Raw genomic sequence first — 19,855 nt, 5'->3', positions numbered from 1 at the left:
CGCGGCCTCGTGGGGGCGTGCGGGAGCCGCCCCGCCCGTACCGAGCGAACCGCCCGGGCCGCGTCCGCGGGCCGCCCACCCGTGGTCCGGCGGCCTCCGGGGGACATGCGAGACTTGCCGGTGTGAGTGCCAACCAGAGCCCCGCGGGCCAGCAGCCGACCGCCACGTACGACTCCGCGTTCCTCAAGGCGTGCAGGCGTGAGCCGGTGCCGCACACCCCCGTGTGGTTCATGCGGCAGGCCGGGCGCTCACTGCCGGAATACCTGAAGGCGCGTGAGGGCATTCCGATGCTCGAGTCCTGCATGCGGCCGGAACTGGTCGCCGAGATCACCCTCCAGCCGGTGCGCCGGCACGGCGTGGACGCGGCAATCTACTTTAGCGACATCGTGGTCCCCCTCAAGGCCATCGGCATCGACCTCGACATCAAGCCCGGCGTCGGCCCGGTCATCGCCAACCCGATCCGCACCCGCGCGGACCTGGCCCAGCTGCGGGACCTCACCCCCGAGGACGTCACCTACGTCACCGAGGCCTTCGGCCTGCTCACCCGCGAGCTCGGCGCGACCCCGCTGATCGGTTTCGCGGGGGCGCCGTTCACCCTCGCGAGCTACCTCGTGGAGGGCGGCCCGTCCCGCAACCACGAGCACACCAAGGCCCTCATGTACGGCGACCCGCAGCTGTGGGCCGACCTCCTGGACCGGCTCGCGGACATCACGGCGGCCTTCCTCAAGGTGCAGATCGAGGCGGGCGCGAGCGCCGTCCAGCTCTTCGACTCCTGGGTCGGCGCGCTGTCCCCGGCCGACTACCGCCGCTCGGTGCTGCCAGCCTCCCGCAAGGTCTTCGAGGCCGTCTCCGGCTACGGCGTGCCGCGCGTCCACTTCGGCGTCGGCACCGGCGAGCTGCTCGGTCTCCTCGGCGAGGCCGGCGCGGACGTCGTCGGCGTCGACTGGCGCGTCCCGCTGGACGAGGCGGCCCGTCGCGTCGGCCCCGGCAAGGCGCTCCAGGGCAACCTGGACCCGGCCGTCCTCTTCGCCGGCCGGGAAGCGGTCGAGGTCAAGACCCGCGAGGTCCTGGACGCGGCGGCGGGCCTGGAGGGCCACGTCTTCAACCTCGGTCACGGCGTCCTGCCGACCACCGACCCGGACGCCCTGACCCGCCTCGTGGAGTACGTCCACACGCAGACCGCGCGCTGACCCGGGCACCTCGCGCGAGGCCGCGGCCCACCCCGGTGGGCCGCTCGCCTCACCCGGCCCGGCCCGCGGCCGCGTCCGTGAGGACCTCGGCCGCGGCCACCCCCGAGGCCGCGCTCGCGCCGTGGGTGAAGATCTGCGCCGCCGCCGCGGTGACGGTGCCCGGCAGGCCCATCTCCACGACGATCGCGTCCGGGCGGGCGGCGGTCAGGCCGGTCACGGCGCGGCTCATCCACGCGTGCCGGGCCGCGTCGCGGGCGACGATCACGAGCGGGCGTCCCGCCGCCGGTTCCAGGGCGCAGCTGTCCAGCGCCACCGACCCCTCCTCCAGCTCCTGCCCGCGCACCCGCACGGAGGTCGTGCCCGGCAGCCGCTCGCGCAGCGGGCCGGCCACGCCCCAGGGCGTCTGACTGCCGACGGCCATGTTGGTCACCGGGACCAGCTCCACCACGTGCGGCGCGGCGGTCAGCGGCAGGGCGGCCCGCGCGGCGCCGGTGAGCCGCACGGCGCGGCGCGCGGCGACGTGCCCGATGCCGTCCCCGGCCGCCTCCCCGGCGGCACCCGCCGCCCGCAGCCCGGCCGACCAGCGGGCGAACTCCCGTACCCGGTCCGCCGCCCCGGCCAGTCGCTCCGGCGGCAGCCGCCCGCCCCTCACCGCGGCGACCAGTGCCTCTACCAGCCGCACGACGGTGGCCTCGTCGGCGCTCTCGCCGCCCACGCAGACGGCGTCCACGCCGGCGGCGACGGCCTTCACCGTGGCGCCGTCGATGCCGTACCGGCGGGTGACGGCGCCCATCTCGATGGCGTCGCTGACCACGAGGCCGTCGAAGCCCAACTCCTCGCGGAGCAGGCCCTGGAGGACGGGCCGGCTCAGTGTGGCCGGCAGGTCGGGGTCGTAGGCGGGCACCAGCAGGTGGCCGCTCATGACCGCGCGCACGCCGGCCGCGACCGCGGCCCGGAACGGGGGCAGCGCCTGGGCGGCGATCTCGTCCCGTCCGGCCGGGTACGCCGGCAGGTCGTGGTGGGAGTCGACGGCGACGTCCCCGTGGCCGGGGAAGTGCTTGGCGCAGGCGGCGACGCCGGACGACTGGAGACCGCGGATCCAGGCGGCGGTGTGCCGGGAGACCACGTCGGGGTCCGAGCCGAAGGAGCGCACGCCGATGATCGGGTTGTCCGGGTTGGAGTTGACGTCCGCGCTCGGGGCGTAGTCGAGGCTGACCCCGGCGGCGCGCAGCTGCCGGCCCAGATCGGCGGCGACGGCCTCGGTCAGCTCCGTGTCGTCGACGGTGCCGAGCGCCAAGTTGCCCGGCCGGGACGAGCCGGTCGCGGACTCGATGCGGGTGACGTCGCCCGCCTCCTCGTCGATCGCGACGATCAGGTCGGGATTCTCGGCGCGGAGCCTGGCGGTCAGCCGGGCGACCTGCTCGGGGGAGACGATGTTGCGGGAGAAGAGCACGACGGAGGCCAGTCCGTCGCCGATGTCGCGCAGGATCCAGTCCGGAGCCTCGGTGCCCACGAAGCCCGGTTGGAGGACGGAGAGCGCGAGCCGGCGCAACTCGCCGCCGGGCATGCTGGAGGACATCGGCAGCGCCTTTCAGCCGTTTTCAGGGTCGCTTCTTGGTACGGACCAAGGAGGGCGCGTTCAGGGTAACCAGACGTGTCAAGAGTGCCTCTCGCCGAACTCGGAAGTAACAACTCACCTCGTCGGGAGGGGTGTTGACACCTTCCCTTGGTCTAGTCCATTGTGAGGCGCATGTTCGGCGAGGGGTCCCTGTGACTCCAGTTTCCGCGCCGGGCACCAGCCGCGGCCGGACTGCGCAGACCGCCGTCGCGGCGACGACTTCCGTACGACGACTTCCGTGACGACCACCCCGGACGAGACGACCACTCCGGACGGGGGCGCGGACCGGGGCGACCCCTGAGCGGGGCCCTCCCCGAGCGGGACCACCCCGTCCGTCCGAGCCGCCCCCGTCGCCCGCTTCCGCCCCGTGCCGGCGAGCGGGCCCCGCTGCCACCACCGACCTCATGTGCGACGGCCGACCACCGTCGCGCACACCGCCGTCGCCCGCACGGGGCGACGGCGAGGATCTGGAGCACCACATGGCGACGCCCGATTCCTACCTCCACCGAGCCCCGTCGGACCTGCCCTACTTCAGCGCGGACGCCGACACCTACCTGGCCCGCACCCAGCTCCGCGACCTCCGCAAGACACGTCCGCTGCGGGTGCTGTCCGAGGAGGACTTCGCCCACTGGCAGACGTACGGCTACGTCGTCGTGAAGGAGGCGATACCCGCCGACTCCGCACGCCGACTGCTCGACTTCGCCTGGGAGTTCCAGGGACTCGACCCCGAACGCCCCGACACCTGGTACCAGGAGCGCGAGTACCGCTCCGACCTCGACCGCGAGCTGCACATCTACGGCTTCGTCGAGGCGTACCACCACCAGCTCATCTGGGACAGCCGCCAGACGCAGCGCGTGTACGACGCCTTCGTCGACGTCTGGGACTGCGAGGAGCTGTGGGTCACCCTGGACCGGCTCAACCTCAACCCGCCCAACGTGGGCAACCGCGACCGCGCCCTCATCGACAAGCCCGACCGCGGCTTCGACATCGAGCTGCACTGGGACGTCGACACCTCCCAGGGCGTCCTGCCGCAGCGCGTGCAGGGCATCATCGCCCTCAACGACACCAAGCCCGACCACGGCGGCTTCCAGTGCTGTCCCGAGCTGTTCCGCCGCTTCGACCGCTGGAAGGCCCTCCAGCCCGACGACCGCGACCCGATCCGGCCCGCGATCGACCGCGCGGACATGCCCGTCGAACGGCCCGACCTGGAGGCCGGCGACCTGCTCATCTGGAACGGACTGCTGGCCCACGGCGTCGCGCCCAACGTCTCGGGCGAGGGCGTGCGCGCGGTCCAGTACCTGTCGATGATGCCCGCGCTGGAGACCCACCGCACCCTGCGCGACTCCCGCGTCGACTCCTGGCGCACCCTCGCCACCCCCGACTGGAACGCCACGCTGCTCGGCGACGCCCACCGGCACGAGTCCGAGCGCTACGGACCCGCCGAACTGACCGACCTGGGCGCCAAGCTGCTGGGCCTGCGCTCCTGGCACGCCGACACCGACGGCGGCGACACCGACGAGGCCACCGGGGACGCCGCATGCGCAGCATCTGCCTGACCCTTCCCACCGACCGGCCCTGCCCGGACACCGTCACGGCCCTCGGCGCGGAAGCCGCCTACGCCGCCGACCACTTCGACATCGATGTCCACCTCGTGGTCCTCGACTCCTGCCCGCCCCCGGACCGGGCCGCCCACGCCGACGCGCTGCGGCGCCTGCCGGCCCACCCCCGGATCACGGCACACCACCTCGACGAGACCGCTCAGCGCGCCTTCCTGACCCGGGTGACGCAAGGCTCCGGCAGCGCCAAGCCCGAGCTGCTGCTCGACCTCATGCTCCCCGACGGACTGTCCTACGGCGCCTGCACCAACCGCGCCTTCCTGATCGCGGCCGCGCTCGGCTGCGACTCCGTCCACCGCAGGGACTCCGACAGCCGCTACCAGCGCGTGGCCGGCCGTACGGTCTTCCCCGTCCACCACGAGCTGCTCTCCCTCGGCCGGCCCGCCGCCGACGCCGTGCCCCACGTCACCGAGTCGGCCCTGCCGGAGCCGCTCCTCGCACGGCGGGTCGCCATGGTGGGCGGGTCCTTCGTGGGCGAACTGTCCGTGGACATCGCCCGGATACGGGACGCCGACCCCGGTGTCTACCAGGACGTCGTCTCCCTCTGGGCACCCGAGCACTGGCCGGCCGAACGGAAGCGGGAGCTGGTCGAGGAGTCGTTCACGGGTGCGGGCACCGCCGCCTTCGTGCGGGACCACGCCCTGCTGACCGTGGTCGACCCGATGCGCGTGGACATGTGCAACATCGCCTTCCACGGCGCCACGGTGAGTGAACGCGTCCCGCTGCCGCCCGCCCGGGACACCATCGGCAGCGACTACTTCCTCATCCACCTCGTGCACGACGCCCGGCTGCCGGGTGTGCTGCACAACCGGCACATCGTCAACTACTACACCGGGGAACGCAGAACGGGACCCGGCTTCCTCGCCTACCAGACCCGCTTCGCCAAGTTCCTGCTCTCGATGCTGTACTTCCACCACGTCTACGACCGCATGGCCGAGGCGGGCGACGCCCTGCTGGACGAGCACGGCCGGGCCCGCCCCGCCGCCGTCGCCGCCCTGGCCCGGGAGAGCACCGGTCTCGACACCGCGGAGAACGTCCGCCGGCTCGACGCCCTCGACGCCGCCTACCGCCGGCTCGGCGGCGAGTACGCCGACGTCGCCGACCACCTGGCCGGCCGCCGCGAGCGCCTGCTCGACGAGGCACGCGGCGACATGACGGACTTCGCGCTGCTCACCGAGGCCTGGGAGGGGATGGTCGCCGCCGCCAAGGCCACCGCCCCCGCCCCGGCCGCGGGACGGCCCCGGTGAGCGCGGCGGGCACGGTGAGCGCGGTGGGAACGGCGACGGGCGCGGGCCTCAGCGCGCCCCTGGCCGCCGCCCTCGCCGGCGCCACCGAGGACCGGCTGGTGTACGACCTGGCCGGCATCGAACGGAGCCATGACACGCTGCGCGACGAACTGCCCGGCGTACAGGTGCGGTTCGCGATGAAGGCCTGTCCGCTCGACGAGGTCCTCGCCGCGCTGGCGCGCCGGGGCGCCGGTGCCGACGCGGCGAGTCCCGGCGAGGTCGAGCAGGCGCTGCGGGCCGGGGTGCCGGCCGGACGCGTGCACTACGGCAACACCGTCAAGTCCGACCGCGACATCGCCGAGGCGTACCGGCTCGGTGTCCGCACCTTCGCCACCGACAGCGTCCAGGACGTGGCCGCCCTCGCCGTCCACGCCCCCGGCGCCCGGGTGTTCTGCCGGGTGGCGACGGGCGGGGCGGGGGCGGTGTGGGGCCTGAGTCACAAGTTCGGCTGCCCGCCCGGCGACGCCGTCCGGGTGCTGGCGGCGGCCTGGGAGGCGGGACTGGTGCCGGCGGGCCTGTCCGTGCACGTCGGCTCCCAGCAGATGACGGGCGAGGCCTGGCACGGCGCCGTCGAGGACCTGGGCGAGGTCCTGCGCGGCCTCGGCCGGCGCGGCATCCGCGTCGACCACGTCAACCTCGGCGGCGGCCTGCCGGCGCTCGGCTACCGCGACCGGCGCGGCAACCCCCTCGACCCACCGCTGGACAAGATCTTCGCGGTGATCCGGGAGGGCATGGACGAACTGCGCCTGATCCACGGCGGTCCCCTGGAGTTCGTCGTCGAACCCGGCCGGTACCTCGTCGCCGACCACGGCGCGATCCGCGCCCACGTCACCCGCCTCACCGAACGCCGGACGGCCGACGGCGAACGGCGGCACTGGCTGTACCTGAGCTGCGGCAAGTTCAACGGGCTGTACGAGATGGACGCCGTCCAGTACCGGCTGGTCTTCCCCGGTCACCCGGGCGGCCCCTGTGTCCCGGCCGTCGTCGCCGGTCCCACCTGCGACAGCGACGACGCCTACGCCCACGACGAGGGCCTGGTCCCGGTGCCCGAGGCGCTGGCCTCGGGCGACCCGGTCTGGGTGCTGTCCTGCGGCGCCTACGCGACCAGCTACACCACCCTGGGCTTCAACGGCTTCGCCCCGCTCCCGTACGCCTGGGCCGACGGCCCCGAGGGGACCGGCCCCGAGGGGACTGGCGCCGATGACTGACGCCGTGCGCGTGCGTCCCCTCGCCGACGGGGACTGGGACGCGGTCGTGGAGCTGGAGCGGGACGCCTACGGCGGCCTCGGCCTGTCGGAGGGCCGGGCCGCGTTGCAGTCCAGGGCCGCGGTGTCGCCGGACACCTGCTTCGTCGTGGACGTCGGCGCCCGCACCGCCGGGTACGTCCTCGCGCTGCCCTACCCGCCGCGCCGCTACCCGGACCTGGCGGGCACGGAGCAGGCGACGGCCGGGCACCCGCCGGGCAACCTGCACCTCCATGACATCGTCGTCGCCCCGGACCTGCGCCGCAGAGGGCTCGCCCGGCATCTCCTGCACCACCTCACCGCCACCGCCCGGGCACGCGGCGACGAGCGGATCTCCCTGGTGGCCGTGGGCGGCACCGAGCGGTTCTGGTCGGCCCGCGGCTTCGTGCCCGAGCCGGGGGTGGTGCCGGCCGGTGAGTACGGCGGCGGCGCCGTCTACATGTCCGGGCCGGTGCCCGCCGCCCGGCGGACTCCCGACCCCACCGTCCTCTCCCCGTCCGCCCCCACCCTGCGCGAAGTGAGCTGATTGCGCGTGTCCCGTCTCCACGACCCCTTCCTGCGCGGCCAGGTGGCGATCGCCGCGCTGTTCCTGTCCCTCGGCTTCCAGTACGCCACCTGGGCCGCGCGGATCCCGGCCGTCAAGGCCGACCTGGACCTGAGCGCGGCCGAGGTGGGGGTGCTCCTGATGGCCGCGGGGGTCGGCGCGGCGGTGTCCTTCCCGGCGGTGGCCTGGCTGATGCGCCGGATGGGTTCGCGCCGGCTGGCACTCCTGTCCCAACTGGGCCTGGCGCTGCTGCTGCTCGCCCTCGCGGCGGCCCCGAACTACCCGGTGGCCCTGCTGGTGATGTGCGTCGACGGCGTCCTCGTGGGCTGCCTGAACGTGGCGATGAACGCGCAGGGCGCGGCACTGGAGGCGCGGCACGCGCGCAACACGATGGCGCGGCTGCACGCCGTCTTCAGCGCCGGCTCCCTGCTCGCGGCCCTGCTCGCCTCCGGCATGACCGCCGCCACCGGATCGGTCGCGGCGCACTTCGGCGTCGCCGTCGTCCTGCTCGCCGCGCTCGGCGCGACGGCCCGCACCGGACTGCTCGACGACGACGCCCCGGCCGCCGCACCCGCTCCCGCTGACCCGAAGCCGGCCCGCCGCTGGACCGTCCCCTCCCGGCCGACCCTGTGGATGTGCTGCGCCATGGTGTTCGGCACGGTCGCCGAGGGTGCCATGAACGACTGGTCCGCCCTCTACCTGAAGGACGTCGCCGAGGCGGCGGCCGAACTCGCCCCGCTCGGCATCGCCGTGGTGTCCGGGATGATGGTCGTCGCCCGCCTCTTCGCCGACGGCTGGCGCAGCCGCTGGGGCGACGGGCGGGTCGTCCTGCTGGGCAGTGCCGTGGCCGGTACCGGTCTCGCCGTCGCCCTGGTCAGCGGCGGCGTCGCGCCGGCGCTGGCCGGCTTCGCCTGCATGGGCCTGGGCATCGCCGCCGTGACCCCCTGCGTCTACGCCGCCGCCGCCCGGCAGGGTTCGGACGCGCTGACGCTGGTCGCGGCCATGGGCACCACGGGGCTGCTGGCCGGGCCGCCGCTCATCGGCTTCATCGCCGGGGCGAGCAACCTGGCGTGGGGCATGGGAGCGGTGGCCGCGTCGGCGGGGGCCGTCGCTCTGTGCAGCACCCGCATCCGCTGGACCGCCCCGGCCCCTGTGACGCAGGGCGAGGCGACCCCCGCCTGACCGCACCGCACCGCGCCACCTTCGGCGAGCCCGGCCCGGCATCGAGCCGCGCTCCGCGTTCCGCGGGCTCCGGTCGGACGGTCCGCCGCCGACCGGAGCGGCGGCGGACCGTTGAACGCCCCCGCCCGCACGTACGTATGCCCTCTCAACCGCCCGCGGCCCGGGGAAGGCGGAGCGCGGGGACGACGTGAGGAACAGGCGATGAACGAACGGGTCACACCGGCTCCGGCGATGCACGCGCTGCCCGACGGGGAGGCCGAGGTCGCCCTCGTGCTGCGGCTGCCCTGGGAGGACGTCGCCCGGCTCGGTCAGGAGGCCGGGCGGCTGGCCGCGCAGACGCAGCGGCCGGTCACCCTGGACGAGGCGGTCAGCCACCGGCTGCGCTCCACCCGGCCCGCGACACACGCGAGGCCCGCCGGTGAGCAGCCGCCCGCGGTGGCCGCCCCGGGGCCGATGACCGCCCCGGGCTCGGTGTCCTCCCTGCCGTCCCGGCCCCCGGCCGAGCAGGCACGGCAGGCCATCGACCGCATCAACGGGACGGCGTAGCCCCCGGCGCCCCCCGTGCCGTGGGCTCCGGCGTCTCCGCGCGGTGCCGTGGGCCCCGACGTCCCGCTCGGCGGCGTACCGCTCAGCCCTGCCGCTCGACCGCCCGGGTCGCCTTGCGGGCGGCCACCAGCACCGGATCCCACACCGGCGAGAAGGGCGGCGCGTAGCCGAGGTCCAGGGCGGTCATCTGCTCGACCGTCATCCCGGCCGTGAGGGCCACCGCGGCGATGTCGACCCGCTTGCCCGCGCCCTCACGGCCCACGATCTGCACCCCGAGCAGTCGCCCGGTGCGCCGCTCGGCCAGCATCTTCACCGTCATGGGGGAGGAGTTCGGGTAGTAGCCCGCGCGGCTTGTGGACTCGATGGTCGCCGTCACGAACCGCAGCCCGGCGCGCAGCGCGTCCTTCTCCCGCAGACCGGTCCGCGCGATCTCCAGGTCGCACACCTTGCTGACCGCCGTGCCGACCACGCCCGGGAAGGTCGCGTAACCGCCGCCCGCGTTGGTGCCGATGACCTGCCCGTGCTTGTTGGCGTGCGTGCCCAGCGGAATGTGCCGGTGCTGTCCGGAGACCAGGTCGAGCACCTCCACGCAGTCGCCGCCCGCCCAGATGTTCTCGTGGCCGCGTACCCGCATCGCCAGGTCGGTCAGCAGCCCGCCGTGGGCGCCGAGCGGCAGCCCCGCGGCCTCGGCGAGCCGCGTCTCGGGCCGTACACCGATGCCGAGCACCACCACGTCCGCCGGGAACTCCGCGTCCCGCGTGGCCACCGCCCGGACCCGGCCGTCGTCACCGGTCAGCACCTCGGTGACCTCCGCGCCGTTCACCATGGTGATGCCGAGGCCCTCCATCGCCCCGTGCACCATGCGGCCCATGTCCGGGTCGAGCGTCGACATCGGCTCCCGGCCGCGGTTGACGACCGTCACCTCGTAGCCGCGTTTGATCAGTGCCTCGGCCATCTCCACGCCGATGTACCCGGCGCCGACGACCACCGCGCGACGGCCCGGTGAGCCCGCCAGCGTGTCGAGCAGCGCCTGCCCGTCGTCCAGCGTCTGCACCCCGTGCACGCCGGGCGCGTCGACACCCGGCAGCTCCGGCCGGATCGGCCGCGCCCCGGTCCCGATCACGAGCTTGTCGTACGACGTCCAGGACTCCGCCCCGGAATCGACGTCACGCGCGCGTACCCGGCCGCCGGCCACGTCGATCTCCGTGACCTCGGTGCGCATCCTCAGGTCGATGTCGCGGGCGCGGTGCTCCTCGGGCGTGCGGGCGACGAGCCGGTCCCGCTCGTCCACGTCGCCACCGACCCAGTACGGGATGCCGCACGCCGAGAAGGAGCTGAAGTGACCGCGCTCGAAGGCCACGATCTCCAGCTCGTCCGGCCCCCTCAGCCGGCGCGCCTGCGACGCCGCGGACATCCCCGCGGCGTCGCCGCCGACGACGACCAGTCGTTCCCTCGTACCACCCGCAGCGCTCATGCTCATGCGAACACGCTACGCGGGCGGGGCATTTCAGTCCTCTCCGCCTGCCTCCCCGCCGCGCGCCGCCTCCCCGCGCGGCGACGCCGGAGCCGTCGCCGCGCGGCCCAGCCGGGGGCGCAGGACCCGCAGCCACAGCAGCGCCAGCAGCGCCGCCACCGCGGCGAACGGCAGCACCGCGCCGAACACCACCGCCACCCAGCGCAGCATCGTCACGAAGGCGTCCCAGCCGCCCGCCAGCGCGTCGACGAACCCCGGGTCCTCGTCCTCGTCCTTCTTCTCGGCGGGCCTCACCGGCGTCTCCGACAGGGACAGGGTGATGGTGGCCAGGCTGGTGCGGTCCTTCAGGGCAGCCTGCCGGGCCAGCAACGCCTCCAGCTCCGCCTGACGGGTGCTCAGCTCGCCCTCCAGGGTCACCACGTCGCTCAGCTTCGTCGCCCGGTCCATCAGCTCGCGGACCCGGGCCACGCTGGCGCGCTGCGACCTCACCCGGCTGTCCACGTCCACCACCTGGTCGGTGACGTCCTCGGCGGTCGCGTTGCGCTGCACGAGCTTCCCGGCGCCCTCCAGGTCGTCCAGCACGTCCTCGTACCGCTCCACCGGCACGCGGAGCGTCACCTGGGTCCGCTCGTGACCCTCCGTGTCGCGGGTGGTGGTCTCGTCGCCGACGTAGCCGCCGGCGTTCTCGGTCGCGGTGCGGGCCGCGTCGAGCGCCTTGGGCGTGTCCTCGACCTGGACGCTCAGCGAGACGGTGCGGATGATGTGGGCCGGGGCGAGCTTCGGCGGCGCGCTCGCCCCCGAGTCCTCGCCCTTTCCGCCCTCACCGGCGGCGCCGGTCCGGCCGTCCGCCTGCGAGCCCTCCGCCCGCGAGCCCTCCTGCGGCGCGGCCGCCTTGTCGCCGCCGCCCGCGTCGGAGGCGGAGTCGGAGTCCGACGCGCTGCAACCGGTGAGGGCGAGCGCCGCGACCAGCAGGAGCCCGGCCAGCGCGCGGGCGCGGGGAGCGGGCCCGCGGTTCGCCGCTCGCCGTGCGGTGGCCGGCCGGGCCGCGGATCGTGCGGCCGTTCGTCGTGCCTGCGTCATGGGTCCCCCCGCTTGTCGCGTCGACTGATGTCTCTACGACGCGCTAAGGGGTGCGCACGACGGCGCGGAACGGTTCCGAAGAGATCACGGTCCGGACTCGCGGGCCGGAGTGCGGGTGCGGGCCCGGGACTCGCGGCCCCGGACGCCGGGTCCACCCCCGGCACCGGGGCGGCGCCGGTGCCGTCTGAGACGCTGGGGACATGTGCGCAAGTGAGACCCCAGCGGGTGGGCTTCCCCAGGACGCGGGACCCGGACACGTCGTCGTCGTCGGAGCCGGCATCGCCGGACTGGCCGCCGCCCACCGCCTCCTGGAGGGCGGCGCCCGGGTGACCGTCCTGGAGGCGTCCGGCCGCGTCGGCGGCAAGCTGCTGCCCGGCGAGATCGCCGGCGTCCGCGTCGACCTCGGCGCCGAGTCGATGCTGGCCCGCCGCCCCGAGGCCGTCGGCCTGGCCCGCGCCGCGGGACTCGCCGACCGCCTCCAGCCGCCGTCCACCGCGACGGCCTCCCTGTGGACCCGCGGCGCCCTGCGCCCCATGCCCAAGGGCCACGTGATGGGCGTCCCCGGCACCGCCGCCGCCCTGTCCGGCGTGCTCTCCGCGGAGGGCCTCGCCCGCATCGAGCGCGACGCCGAACTGCCCCGCACCGAGGTCGGCGACGACGTGGCCGTGGGGGAGTACGTCGCCGCGCGCCTCGGCCGCGAGGTCGTCGACCGCCTCGTGGAGCCGCTGCTGGGCGGCGTGTACGCGGGCGACGCCTACCGCATCTCCCTGCGCTCGGCCGTGCCGCAGCTCTTCGAGGCCGCCCGCGCCCACACCTCCCTGACCGAGGCGGTGCGCGCCCTCCAGGGCCGTACGGCCACCTCACCGCCGAGCGGCCCGGTGTTCATGGGCATCGCGGGCGGCATCGGCACCCTCCCGCCCGCCGTCGCCGAGTCGGTCCGGGCGCGCGGCGGCGAGATCGTCACCGACGCGCCCGTCACGGAGCTGCGCCGCACCGCCGCCGACGGCTGGCGGATCGTCGCCGGGGACCGGGTGCTGCACGCCGACGCGGTCGTCGTCGCGGTCCCCGCCCGCCCCGCCGCCGAGCTGCTGCGCGCCGAGGCGCCCGCGGCCGCGGCCGAGCTGTCCGCGGTCGAGTACGCCTCGATGGCCCTGATCACCCTCGCCTACCGCCGCTCGGAGGCCGCCGCGCTCCCCGAGGGCAGCGGCTTCCTCGTGCCGCCGGTCGACGGGCGCACCGTCAAGGCGTCCACCTTCGCCTCCCGCAAGTGGGGCTGGATCGCCGAGGAGGACCCGGAGCTGGTCGTCCTGCGCGCCTCGGTGGGCCGGTACGGGGACACGGAGATCCTCGGCCGCGACGACGAGGGCCTGGTCGCCGTCTCCCGGCACGACCTGGCCGAGGCCACCGGCCTGACCGCCGCGCCGGTCGCCACCCGCGTCACCCGCTGGCAGGACGGCCTGCCGCAGTACCCCGTCGGCCACCACGCGCGCGTGACCCGCGTCCGCGCGCACGTCGCGAAGCTGCCCGGCCTCGCGGTGTGCGGCGCGGCGTACGACGGCGTCGGCATCCCGGCGAGCATCGCGAGCGCGTACGCGGCCGCCGACCAGATCCGGGGCGACCTGCGCGGTGTGGAGCAGCTCACGGCCCACCCGGTGCAGAGCCTGCACGGCGGAGCGGGAGAATAGGGCCATGAGTGACGACGCCTCCACCCCCGCGGCCGAGCGCATCCCGAACAAGGGCAAGCTGGCCAAGGACCTCAACGAGGTCATCCGCTACACCCTCTGGTCCGTCTTCAAGCTCAAGGACACGCTCCCCGAGGACCGCGCCGGGTACGCCGACGAGGTCCAGGAGCTGTTCGACCAGCTCGCCGCGAAGGACGTGACGATCCGCGGCACCTACGACCTCTCCGGTCTGCGCGCCGACGCCGACCTGATGATCTGGTGGCACGCGGAGACCGCCGACCAGCTCCAGGAGGCGTACAACCTCTTCCGCCGCACCAAGCTCGGCCGGGCGCTGGAGCCGGTCTGGTCGAACATGGCGCTGCACCGCCCCGCCGAGTTCAACCGGGCGCACATCCCCGCCTTCCTGGCCGACGAGACGCCGCGCGACTACATCAGCGTCTACCCGTTCGTGCGCTCCTACGACTGGTACCTGCTGCCCGACGAGGACCGCCGCCGCATGCTCGCCGACCACGGCAAGATGGCGCGCGGTTTCCCGGACGTGCGCGCCAACACGGTCGCCTCCTTCTCGCTGGGCGACTACGAGTGGATCCTCGCCTTCGAGGCCGACGAACTGCACCGCATCGTCGACCTCATGCGCCACCTGCGCGGCTCCGAGGCCCGCCGCCACGTCCGCGAGGAGATCCCGTTCTACACCGGGCGCCGCAAGGACATCGCAGAGCTGGTCGCCGGACTGGCCTAGTCGGACTCCGGTGCCGCGGCCTTCCTCGGCTCCGGTTCCGGGCGCGGGGCGCACGACGCGTCCCGCGCCGGGAGGCGTCCCTCCAGCAGGTACGCCTCCAGGTGGCCGTTGACGCAGGCGTTCGGCCCGCCCGCGATGCCGTGCGTGCCCGCGTCCCGCTCGGTCACCAGCACCGAGCCCGCCAGCCGCCGCCGCAGCTCCAGCGCGCCCTCGTACGGGGTCGCCGCGTCCCGTTCGGCGGCCAGGACCAGCGTCGGCGGCAGCTCGCCCGGCGCGGTGCGCACGTCGAGGGGCCGCTGCCGGGGCGCTTGCCAGTAGGCGCACGGCAGGTTCGTCCACACGTTGTCCCAGGTCTCGAACGGTGCCCGGCGGGCCAGCCGGGTGTTGTCCCGGTCCCAGACCTCGAAGTCGGTCGGCCAGGGCGCGTCGTTGCACTCGACGGCGGTGTACACGGCGTTGGCGTTCTCCGCCCCCACCGCGCCCGCCGCGGTCCTCGTCCCCGCCTGGTCGACCAGCGGCTGCGGATCCCCCTTCAGGTACGCCGACAGCGCCTCGGCGCGGTGCGGCCAGTAGTCGTCGTAGTACCCGGCCTTCAGGAACGCCCCCTGAAGCTGCGCGGGCCCGACCGTGCCGCCCGCCGGACGCACCGCCAGCCGCGCGCTCGCCTCCTCGTAGCTGTCCTGCACCTTCCTCGGCGTGTCCCCGAGCCCGTACACGGCGTCGTGCTCGGCGATCCACTCCTTGAAGTCGTCCCAGCGGTCCTCGAACGCCTCCGACTGGTCGAGGTTGTTGCGGTACCAGACCTGCCCGGGGTCCGGGTTCACCACCGCGTCGAACACCATCCGCCGTACGTGCGAGGGGAACAGCTCCGCGTACAGCGCGCCGAGGTAGGTGCCGTACGACCCGCCCATGAAGGTGAGCCGCCGCTCGCCCAGTGCCGCGCGGACGACCTCCAGGTCCCGGGCGTTGTTGAGCGAGTGGTAGTGCCGCAGCGCGTCCCCGCCGCGCTCCGCGCAGCCCCGCGCGTACGCCTCGGCCTCGGCGGCGCGCCGCTTCTTGTACGCGTCCGAGGGCCGCGTCGGGGCCGGCCGGGGGCCCTTGAAGAAGTCTCCGGGGTCCTGGCAGGACAGCGGCGCGGACGGCGCGACCCCGCGCGGGGCGTACCCGACGAGGTCGTAGGCGGCGGCGAGGCGCTTCCACTCGGGGACCATGCCGACCAGGGGGAAGTACAGCCCGGAGGCGCCGGGGCCGCCCGGGTTGTAGAGGAGTGCGCCCTGACCCCGGACCTCGCGCCCGGCGTCGGCGGGGTCCTTGTGGGTGGCCCGCACCCGGCTGACGGTCAGCTCGATGCGCTTGCCGTCGGGGCGGGCGTAGTCGAGGGGCACCGCGACCGTGCCGCAGCGCATGGCGCCCGGCAGTTCCTCCGCCTTCGGGCAGCTGCCGAAGTCGATCCCGGCCGCCGCCGCGCGCCGGGCGGCCACGGCGGTGCCGTGCGCCTCGGCGGAACCGGGGCCCGCCGCGGGCGCCGCCGGGGCCGGGGCGGTGGTGAGGGCGGTGAGCAGCAAGGACCCGGCGGCCGAGTAGAGGGCGGCAGCTCGCATCGCGTATCCCTTCGGTGGCACGGGGAGTGACACAAGGGATGGTTGGTTCACCGGACGGCAGGGGCAAGCACCGCCCGCGGGTGTCGCCGCCGCGTGCGCCCGTACGCCCCCGGCGCGTCAGACCCGGCGCTCCTCGTGCTCCCCGGTGTACTTCTCGCGGTGCGCGAAGGCCGCCCGCAGGTCCGGTTCGCCGATCGCGTGGACCCCCCGCACGGCGACCGAGGTGAGGAAGGACCGGTCGTCGCCCGAGCCGTCGGCCTGCCGCACGAGGGCGCCGATCAGCCGCTGTCCGGCGGGGGAGGCCCAGCGCGCGTACGGGTGGATCTCCATGCGCGTGATGGCGAGGCACCCCAGGGTCAGGGCGAGCGGCAGGGCGAACCACAGGGCGATGAGCAGACGCGGCTCCGTGGCGGGCAGCGGCATCGCCAGGGAGACCAGACCGAGCGCGCACACGGTCAGCGAGGCGACCCGCACCCGCCGCACCCCGGCCGCGACACCGTCCGCCCCGCCGTCCGGTACGGCGAGGCCCGCGCCCACCAGCCGGTCGGCCAGGCCCCGGACGGCGTCGGCGGCGGCCGCGGCCGCCCGTACCGGCGCTATCCGCGACTGCCCCCCGGGTCCTATCGCCCCGATGACCGACCGCTCCATCTCGTCCCGGCCGCACGGGTCCACGACGGTCGCCCAGCCGGTGTGCGCGAGCAGCAGCCGGCGCTGGCGCGCCATCGAGACGAGCGTCAGGTCGGCCACCCGCCGCGGGCCCCCGGACAGGAACGCCGCCTCGTACAGCGTCAGCGCGTGCTCACCGGCGGCGGCGCGCGGCTCGACGGCCGCCGCGCGCACGGCGGCCAGGCACAGCCGCAGGCACGCGAGGCCGGCGACGGCCCAGGCCGCCAGGAGGAAAAGAACCCAGAACATGCCGTACTTCTATGCCAAAGGCATTCGCCGGCGCCATAGCGTTTTCATCCGAATCTCGCGAGGGGGCGGCCGACGCGCACCGAACAAAGTTGAACCCGTTCAAATTTCGTGGCACCGTGAGCGCCTGCCGCTCCGCCGCACCGGCCGAGCAGGTGTGACGTGGGCAAGGGGGAGTCGTGCGTGAGGAACGAGGGCGAGCCGCCGCGGCGGGGTGGCGTGGGGTGGTCCCGGTGGGTGCGGTCGCGGTGTTGATGCTGACCACGGGGTGCATGTGCCAGCAGCAGACACTGGCTCGGACCGACGTCGTGGGCACCTGGACCGGAGGCGACGCCGGGACCCTGCGCTTCGAGGACGACGGCACCGTGGTCGCCACCGGCCTCGCCGAGTACGACGACGACGGTGACAAGGTGTCGGAATGCAGCGGCACCGGCGAGTGGAGCGTGTATCCCGACGACGGGGCGGCGGAGCTGTTGAGCGTCGACGTCTGCGAAGGCAACCCGTGGAGATTCGGCGGCTCGAAGGAGCATCCGCAGATGCGGCGCAGCGTGGGCGATCCCGACCGCGGGCACTTCCAGACCCTCGGCCGCGAGTAGCGGACGCCGCCGGCGCGTCCGGCCCGTCCCCGGTTCAGCGGCGCAGCAGAACGCGCCTGGTCGCACGGGCCAGCCGGACCCCGGGGCGGGCCGACCGGGGCGCCGGCCCCGACCGCTCCAGCCACCACTCCCGCAACGCCCGCCGTACGGCCGGGTCCTGGTCCTCCGCCGTCCGCAGCACGTGCGCGGCGAAGTCGAGGGCGTCCCGCCGGTAGCCGCCGGTCATCGGGCACCCCTGCGCGTAACCGAGGAAGGCCGGACGGTACCCCGCGCCCAGGATCACCGGCAGCTCGGGCGCGACCTTCCCGACCACGTCGGCCCGCTTTCCGGCGAGCGCCCTCGCCTGCACGCCCAGCCGCACCCGGTCGAACCCCTCGGGCACCGGCGTCCCGGCGACCAGCGCGGACAGCAGCGCGGCCTGAGCGAGCCCGAGCCGCTGCCGTACGGCGTCGTCGACGCCCGGGCCGGCGTCCGTACCGACGCCTGAGGCGCGCGGCGTCACCGTCACCCCGGTGGGCGCCGCCTGCGTCGCCCTTCCCTTCGCGACGGCGGCGCCGATCGCGGCCACCTCGCTCCGCAGCTCGTCGCCTTCGGGGAAGTTCTCGTCCCGCTCCAGCAGGACGCCGGGCGGTGCGACGCGGGAGGCCAGGTCGGTGAGGATGTCGAGGACCGGCTGCGCGACGGGGTGTGCGTGGCTGTCGTGCCAGACGCCGTCCCGCTCGAAGCCGCCCGCGACATGGACGTAGGCGATGGCCTCCAGGGGGAGTTCGCCCAGCGCCTCGGCCGGGTCCTCACCCCGGTTGACGTGGTTGGTGTGCAGGTTCGCCACGTCGATCAGCAGCCGTACGCCGGTCCGGTCGGCCAGCTCGTACAGGAACTGCCCCTCCGTCAGCTCCTCGTCCGGCCACGAGATCAGCGCGGCGATGTTCTCCACGGCGAGCGGGACGGGCAGCGCGTCCTGCGCGATGCGCACGTTCTCGCACAGCACGTCGAGGGCGTCGCGGGTGCGCGGCACGGGCAGCAGGTGTCCCGCTTCCAGCTGCGGGGAGGCGGTGAGCGCCCCGCCCGCCCGCACGAACGCGATGTGCTCGGTCACCAGCGGCGACCCCAGGACCTCGGCCCGCTCGGCCAGCGCCGCCAACCGTCCCGCGTCCGGCCGGTCCCCGCCGCCGAGACCGAGCGACACGCCGTGCGGCACGACGGTCACCCCGCGCTCGCGCAGCCGCAGCAGCGAGTCGGGCAGGTGCCCGGGACACAGGTTCTCGGACACGGCCTCGACCCAGTCGATGCCGGGCATCCGCTCCACGACGTCCGCGATCTCCGGCCGCCATCCGATGCCGGTGCCCAACCGTGCCATGGGCTCCATGGTCGCCCCCCTCCTGAGAACTTGCCGGGGGTATCGCCCGGCCGCCCCGGGCCGAACCCCGGGCGGGGCATGTTCAGAGCAACATCTGAGGTTCGGGCGGCACCGGCCGCCCGGACCTACCGGCCGTCCCGCAGCGCCGGATGGTCCGCCACCACCGTGCACGAGCCCGGCGCGATCTCCGTGAACCCGGCGTCGCGCACCACCGGCAGGCCGGCGGTGGTGAGGCCCCTCCAGCGGGACGGGTCCGCGGTGCGCACCGACAGCGGGAAGCCCGCGTCGCGCCACGCCGTCCGCTCGCCGTCGGACAGCTCCCACCAGGCGAGCTGCGCGCCGTGACCGGCCTGGGCCATCGCCTTGCCCGCCGACATGTCCAGGTCGGGGTTCATCCAGAGCACCGGCGCGGTGGGGTCGGCCCCGGCGGGCGGCTCCGGGTCGTCGAGGTCGGTGCCGGAGACCTGGAGACGGGCCAGGTCCTTGGGCCAGCCGTCCAGCGGGACCGGCGGGAAGACCCGCACCTCGGCCGCCTTGCCGGTGACCGTGACGCCGGGCAGCGCCTCCGCCCGCCGCCACTCCGCGCCGCGGGCCCGCCGCACGACCTTGCGGATGCGGGCGTCCTGCCAGTCCCGCATCGCCCGCGCCCACTCCCCGTCGCCGGTGGACCGCTCGTCGCCGAGCATCACCAGCACCGCCCGGGCCGCGGTCTCCAGCGCGTCGGTACGGGCCGGCGGGGCCGCCCGCTCGATGCGCACGACGAGCGGCAGCACGAACTGCGGCGCCAGGTCGCGCTCACCGGGCTCGGGACGGAAGGGACTGTCGGGGACGGAGGCGGGGACGGGTGCCGTCGGGTCGTTGCTCACGCCCCCAGTCTGCCAACCCGGCCGCACGCGGGAGCACGGCCCCGCACGACGCGGGCCCGGCGCGCGCCGGTCGGCCCGGAATCAGCCCGAACAGGCCGTGCGCTGCGCCTCCTGCCACTCGCAGACCGGGCAGAGCGTAATGCCCTTGTACGACTCCGGGTACTCCGTCGGCTCGCGGCACAGCACGCAGTCCGCGTACGGCGGGCCGTCGGCCTTCGGCGGCCGGGCCGCCGCGTCGATCAGGGAGTAGCCGCCGGGTTCGCAGCCGGAGCCGGAGCCGTCCGGGCCGTGGTCGTGGTCGCTGCTCATGTCTCCAGCGTAG

General features: G+C 75.0%; 18 protein-coding genes. 10 read left to right on the top strand and 8 right to left on the bottom strand.

Annotation, left to right across the window (positions count from 1 at the left end; genetic code table 11):
* The first annotated feature begins 122 nt into the window (after window positions 1-122).
* Window positions 123-1,190 carry a uroporphyrinogen decarboxylase gene (gene hemE, locus ACIBCJ_RS23825; protein ID WP_362512336.1) on the top strand — a complete coding sequence of 356 codons (1,068 nt, stop codon included), beginning with the start codon at window positions 123-125 and terminating at the stop codon, window positions 1,188-1,190.
* A gap of 49 nt (window positions 1,191-1,239) precedes the next feature.
* Here the strand turns inward: hemE and ACIBCJ_RS23820 are convergent, their stop codons facing one another.
* Complete coding sequence (locus tag ACIBCJ_RS23820) at window positions 1,240-2,769, bottom strand: glycoside hydrolase family 3 N-terminal domain-containing protein (RefSeq protein WP_362100990.1); 1,530 nt, start codon at window positions 2,767-2,769, stop codon at window positions 1,240-1,242.
* Between the two features lie 518 nt (window positions 2,770-3,287).
* Between ACIBCJ_RS23820 and ACIBCJ_RS23815 the strand changes: the two genes are divergently transcribed.
* From ACIBCJ_RS23815 to ACIBCJ_RS23790, 6 genes are all read left to right on the top strand, one after another.
* Window positions 3,288-4,364, top strand: coding sequence for a YbiU family protein (locus ACIBCJ_RS23815; RefSeq protein WP_365978356.1), 1,077 nt, complete (start codon window positions 3,288-3,290; stop codon window positions 4,362-4,364).
* Window positions 4,346-5,671 carry a DUF6271 family protein gene (locus tag ACIBCJ_RS23810; RefSeq protein WP_365978355.1) on the top strand — a complete coding sequence of 442 codons (1,326 nt, stop codon included), beginning with the start codon at window positions 4,346-4,348 and terminating at the stop codon, window positions 5,669-5,671. The genes ACIBCJ_RS23815 and ACIBCJ_RS23810 overlap by 19 nt, the downstream gene beginning before the upstream one ends.
* A 23-nt stretch (window positions 5,672-5,694) precedes the next feature.
* Window positions 5,695-6,918 (top strand): type III PLP-dependent enzyme, encoded by a 1,224-nt coding sequence (locus tag ACIBCJ_RS23805; RefSeq protein WP_365978354.1) that lies wholly within the window; start codon window positions 5,695-5,697, stop codon window positions 6,916-6,918.
* Window positions 6,911-7,480: a GNAT family N-acetyltransferase gene (locus tag ACIBCJ_RS23800; protein WP_365978353.1), complete on the top strand. Its 570-nt coding sequence runs from the start codon at window positions 6,911-6,913 to the stop codon at window positions 7,478-7,480. The genes ACIBCJ_RS23805 and ACIBCJ_RS23800 overlap by 8 nt, the downstream gene beginning before the upstream one ends.
* A 6-nt stretch (window positions 7,481-7,486) precedes the next feature.
* The gene (locus ACIBCJ_RS23795; protein ID WP_365978352.1) at window positions 7,487-8,680 is read left to right on the top strand and encodes an MFS transporter; all 1,194 of its coding nucleotides are present in this window, start codon (window positions 7,487-7,489) and stop codon (window positions 8,678-8,680) included.
* A 201-nt stretch (window positions 8,681-8,881) separates the two neighbouring features.
* Window positions 8,882-9,226, top strand: a complete 345-nt coding sequence (locus ACIBCJ_RS23790; RefSeq protein ID WP_166661694.1) for a hypothetical protein — start codon at window positions 8,882-8,884, stop codon at window positions 9,224-9,226.
* Window positions 9,227-9,308: 82 nt separating this feature from the next.
* Here the strand turns inward: ACIBCJ_RS23790 and ACIBCJ_RS23785 are convergent, their stop codons facing one another.
* Together ACIBCJ_RS23785 and ACIBCJ_RS23780 are read right to left on the bottom strand one after the other, a co-directional pair.
* A complete protein-coding gene (locus ACIBCJ_RS23785; protein ID WP_362512355.1) occupies window positions 9,309-10,706 on the bottom strand; it encodes an FAD-dependent oxidoreductase in 1,398 nt (465 codons plus the stop codon).
* Between the two features lie 27 nt (window positions 10,707-10,733).
* On the bottom strand, window positions 10,734-11,780 hold the full coding sequence (locus tag ACIBCJ_RS23780; protein WP_365978351.1) for a DUF4349 domain-containing protein: 1,047 nt from the start codon (window positions 11,778-11,780) through the stop codon (window positions 10,734-10,736).
* 200 nt (window positions 11,781-11,980) lie between these two features.
* On the opposite strand from ACIBCJ_RS23780, the gene hemG reads away from it, so the two are divergent.
* Window positions 11,981-13,465: a protoporphyrinogen oxidase gene (hemG, locus tag ACIBCJ_RS23775; protein ID WP_365978350.1), complete on the top strand. Its 1,485-nt coding sequence runs from the start codon at window positions 11,981-11,983 to the stop codon at window positions 13,463-13,465.
* Between the two features lie 4 nt (window positions 13,466-13,469).
* Window positions 13,470-14,201, top strand: a complete 732-nt coding sequence (gene hemQ, locus ACIBCJ_RS23770; protein ID WP_362513959.1) for a hydrogen peroxide-dependent heme synthase — start codon at window positions 13,470-13,472, stop codon at window positions 14,199-14,201.
* Here the strand turns inward: hemQ and ACIBCJ_RS23765 are convergent.
* Window positions 14,198-15,802, bottom strand: coding sequence for an alpha/beta hydrolase (locus ACIBCJ_RS23765; protein ID WP_365978349.1), 1,605 nt, complete (start codon window positions 15,800-15,802; stop codon window positions 14,198-14,200). The genes hemQ and ACIBCJ_RS23765 overlap by 4 nt on opposite strands.
* Before the next feature lie 117 nt (window positions 15,803-15,919).
* Window positions 15,920-16,717 (bottom strand): TIGR04222 domain-containing membrane protein, encoded by a 798-nt coding sequence (locus tag ACIBCJ_RS23760; RefSeq protein ID WP_362092617.1) that lies wholly within the window; start codon window positions 16,715-16,717, stop codon window positions 15,920-15,922.
* 176 nt (window positions 16,718-16,893) lie between these two features.
* On the opposite strand from ACIBCJ_RS23760, the gene ACIBCJ_RS23755 reads away from it, so the two are divergent.
* On the top strand, window positions 16,894-17,310 hold the full coding sequence (locus tag ACIBCJ_RS23755; protein ID WP_365978348.1) for a hypothetical protein: 417 nt from the start codon (window positions 16,894-16,896) through the stop codon (window positions 17,308-17,310).
* Between the two features lie 34 nt (window positions 17,311-17,344).
* Here the strand turns inward: ACIBCJ_RS23755 and ACIBCJ_RS23750 are convergent, their stop codons facing one another.
* From ACIBCJ_RS23750 to ACIBCJ_RS23740, 3 genes are all read right to left on the bottom strand, one after another.
* Window positions 17,345-18,667 carry a DUF692 domain-containing protein gene (locus ACIBCJ_RS23750; RefSeq protein WP_365978347.1) on the bottom strand — a complete coding sequence of 441 codons (1,323 nt, stop codon included), beginning with the start codon at window positions 18,665-18,667 and terminating at the stop codon, window positions 17,345-17,347.
* A 125-nt stretch (window positions 18,668-18,792) separates the two neighbouring features.
* Window positions 18,793-19,533: an aminoacyl-tRNA hydrolase gene (locus ACIBCJ_RS23745; RefSeq protein ID WP_362092625.1), complete on the bottom strand. Its 741-nt coding sequence runs from the start codon at window positions 19,531-19,533 to the stop codon at window positions 18,793-18,795.
* An 81-nt stretch (window positions 19,534-19,614) separates the two neighbouring features.
* On the bottom strand, window positions 19,615-19,842 hold the full coding sequence (locus ACIBCJ_RS23740; RefSeq protein WP_362513945.1) for a hypothetical protein: 228 nt from the start codon (window positions 19,840-19,842) through the stop codon (window positions 19,615-19,617).
* Window positions 19,843-19,855: the final 13 nt, after the last annotated feature.

The sequence above is a fragment of the Streptomyces sp. NPDC051136 genome, assembly GCF_044455745.1.
Taxonomy (GTDB): Bacteria; Actinomycetota; Actinomycetes; order Streptomycetales; family Streptomycetaceae; genus Streptomyces.
Note: the sequence above shows the minus strand (reverse complement) of the source record. Positions and strands in the feature narration are given on the sequence as shown.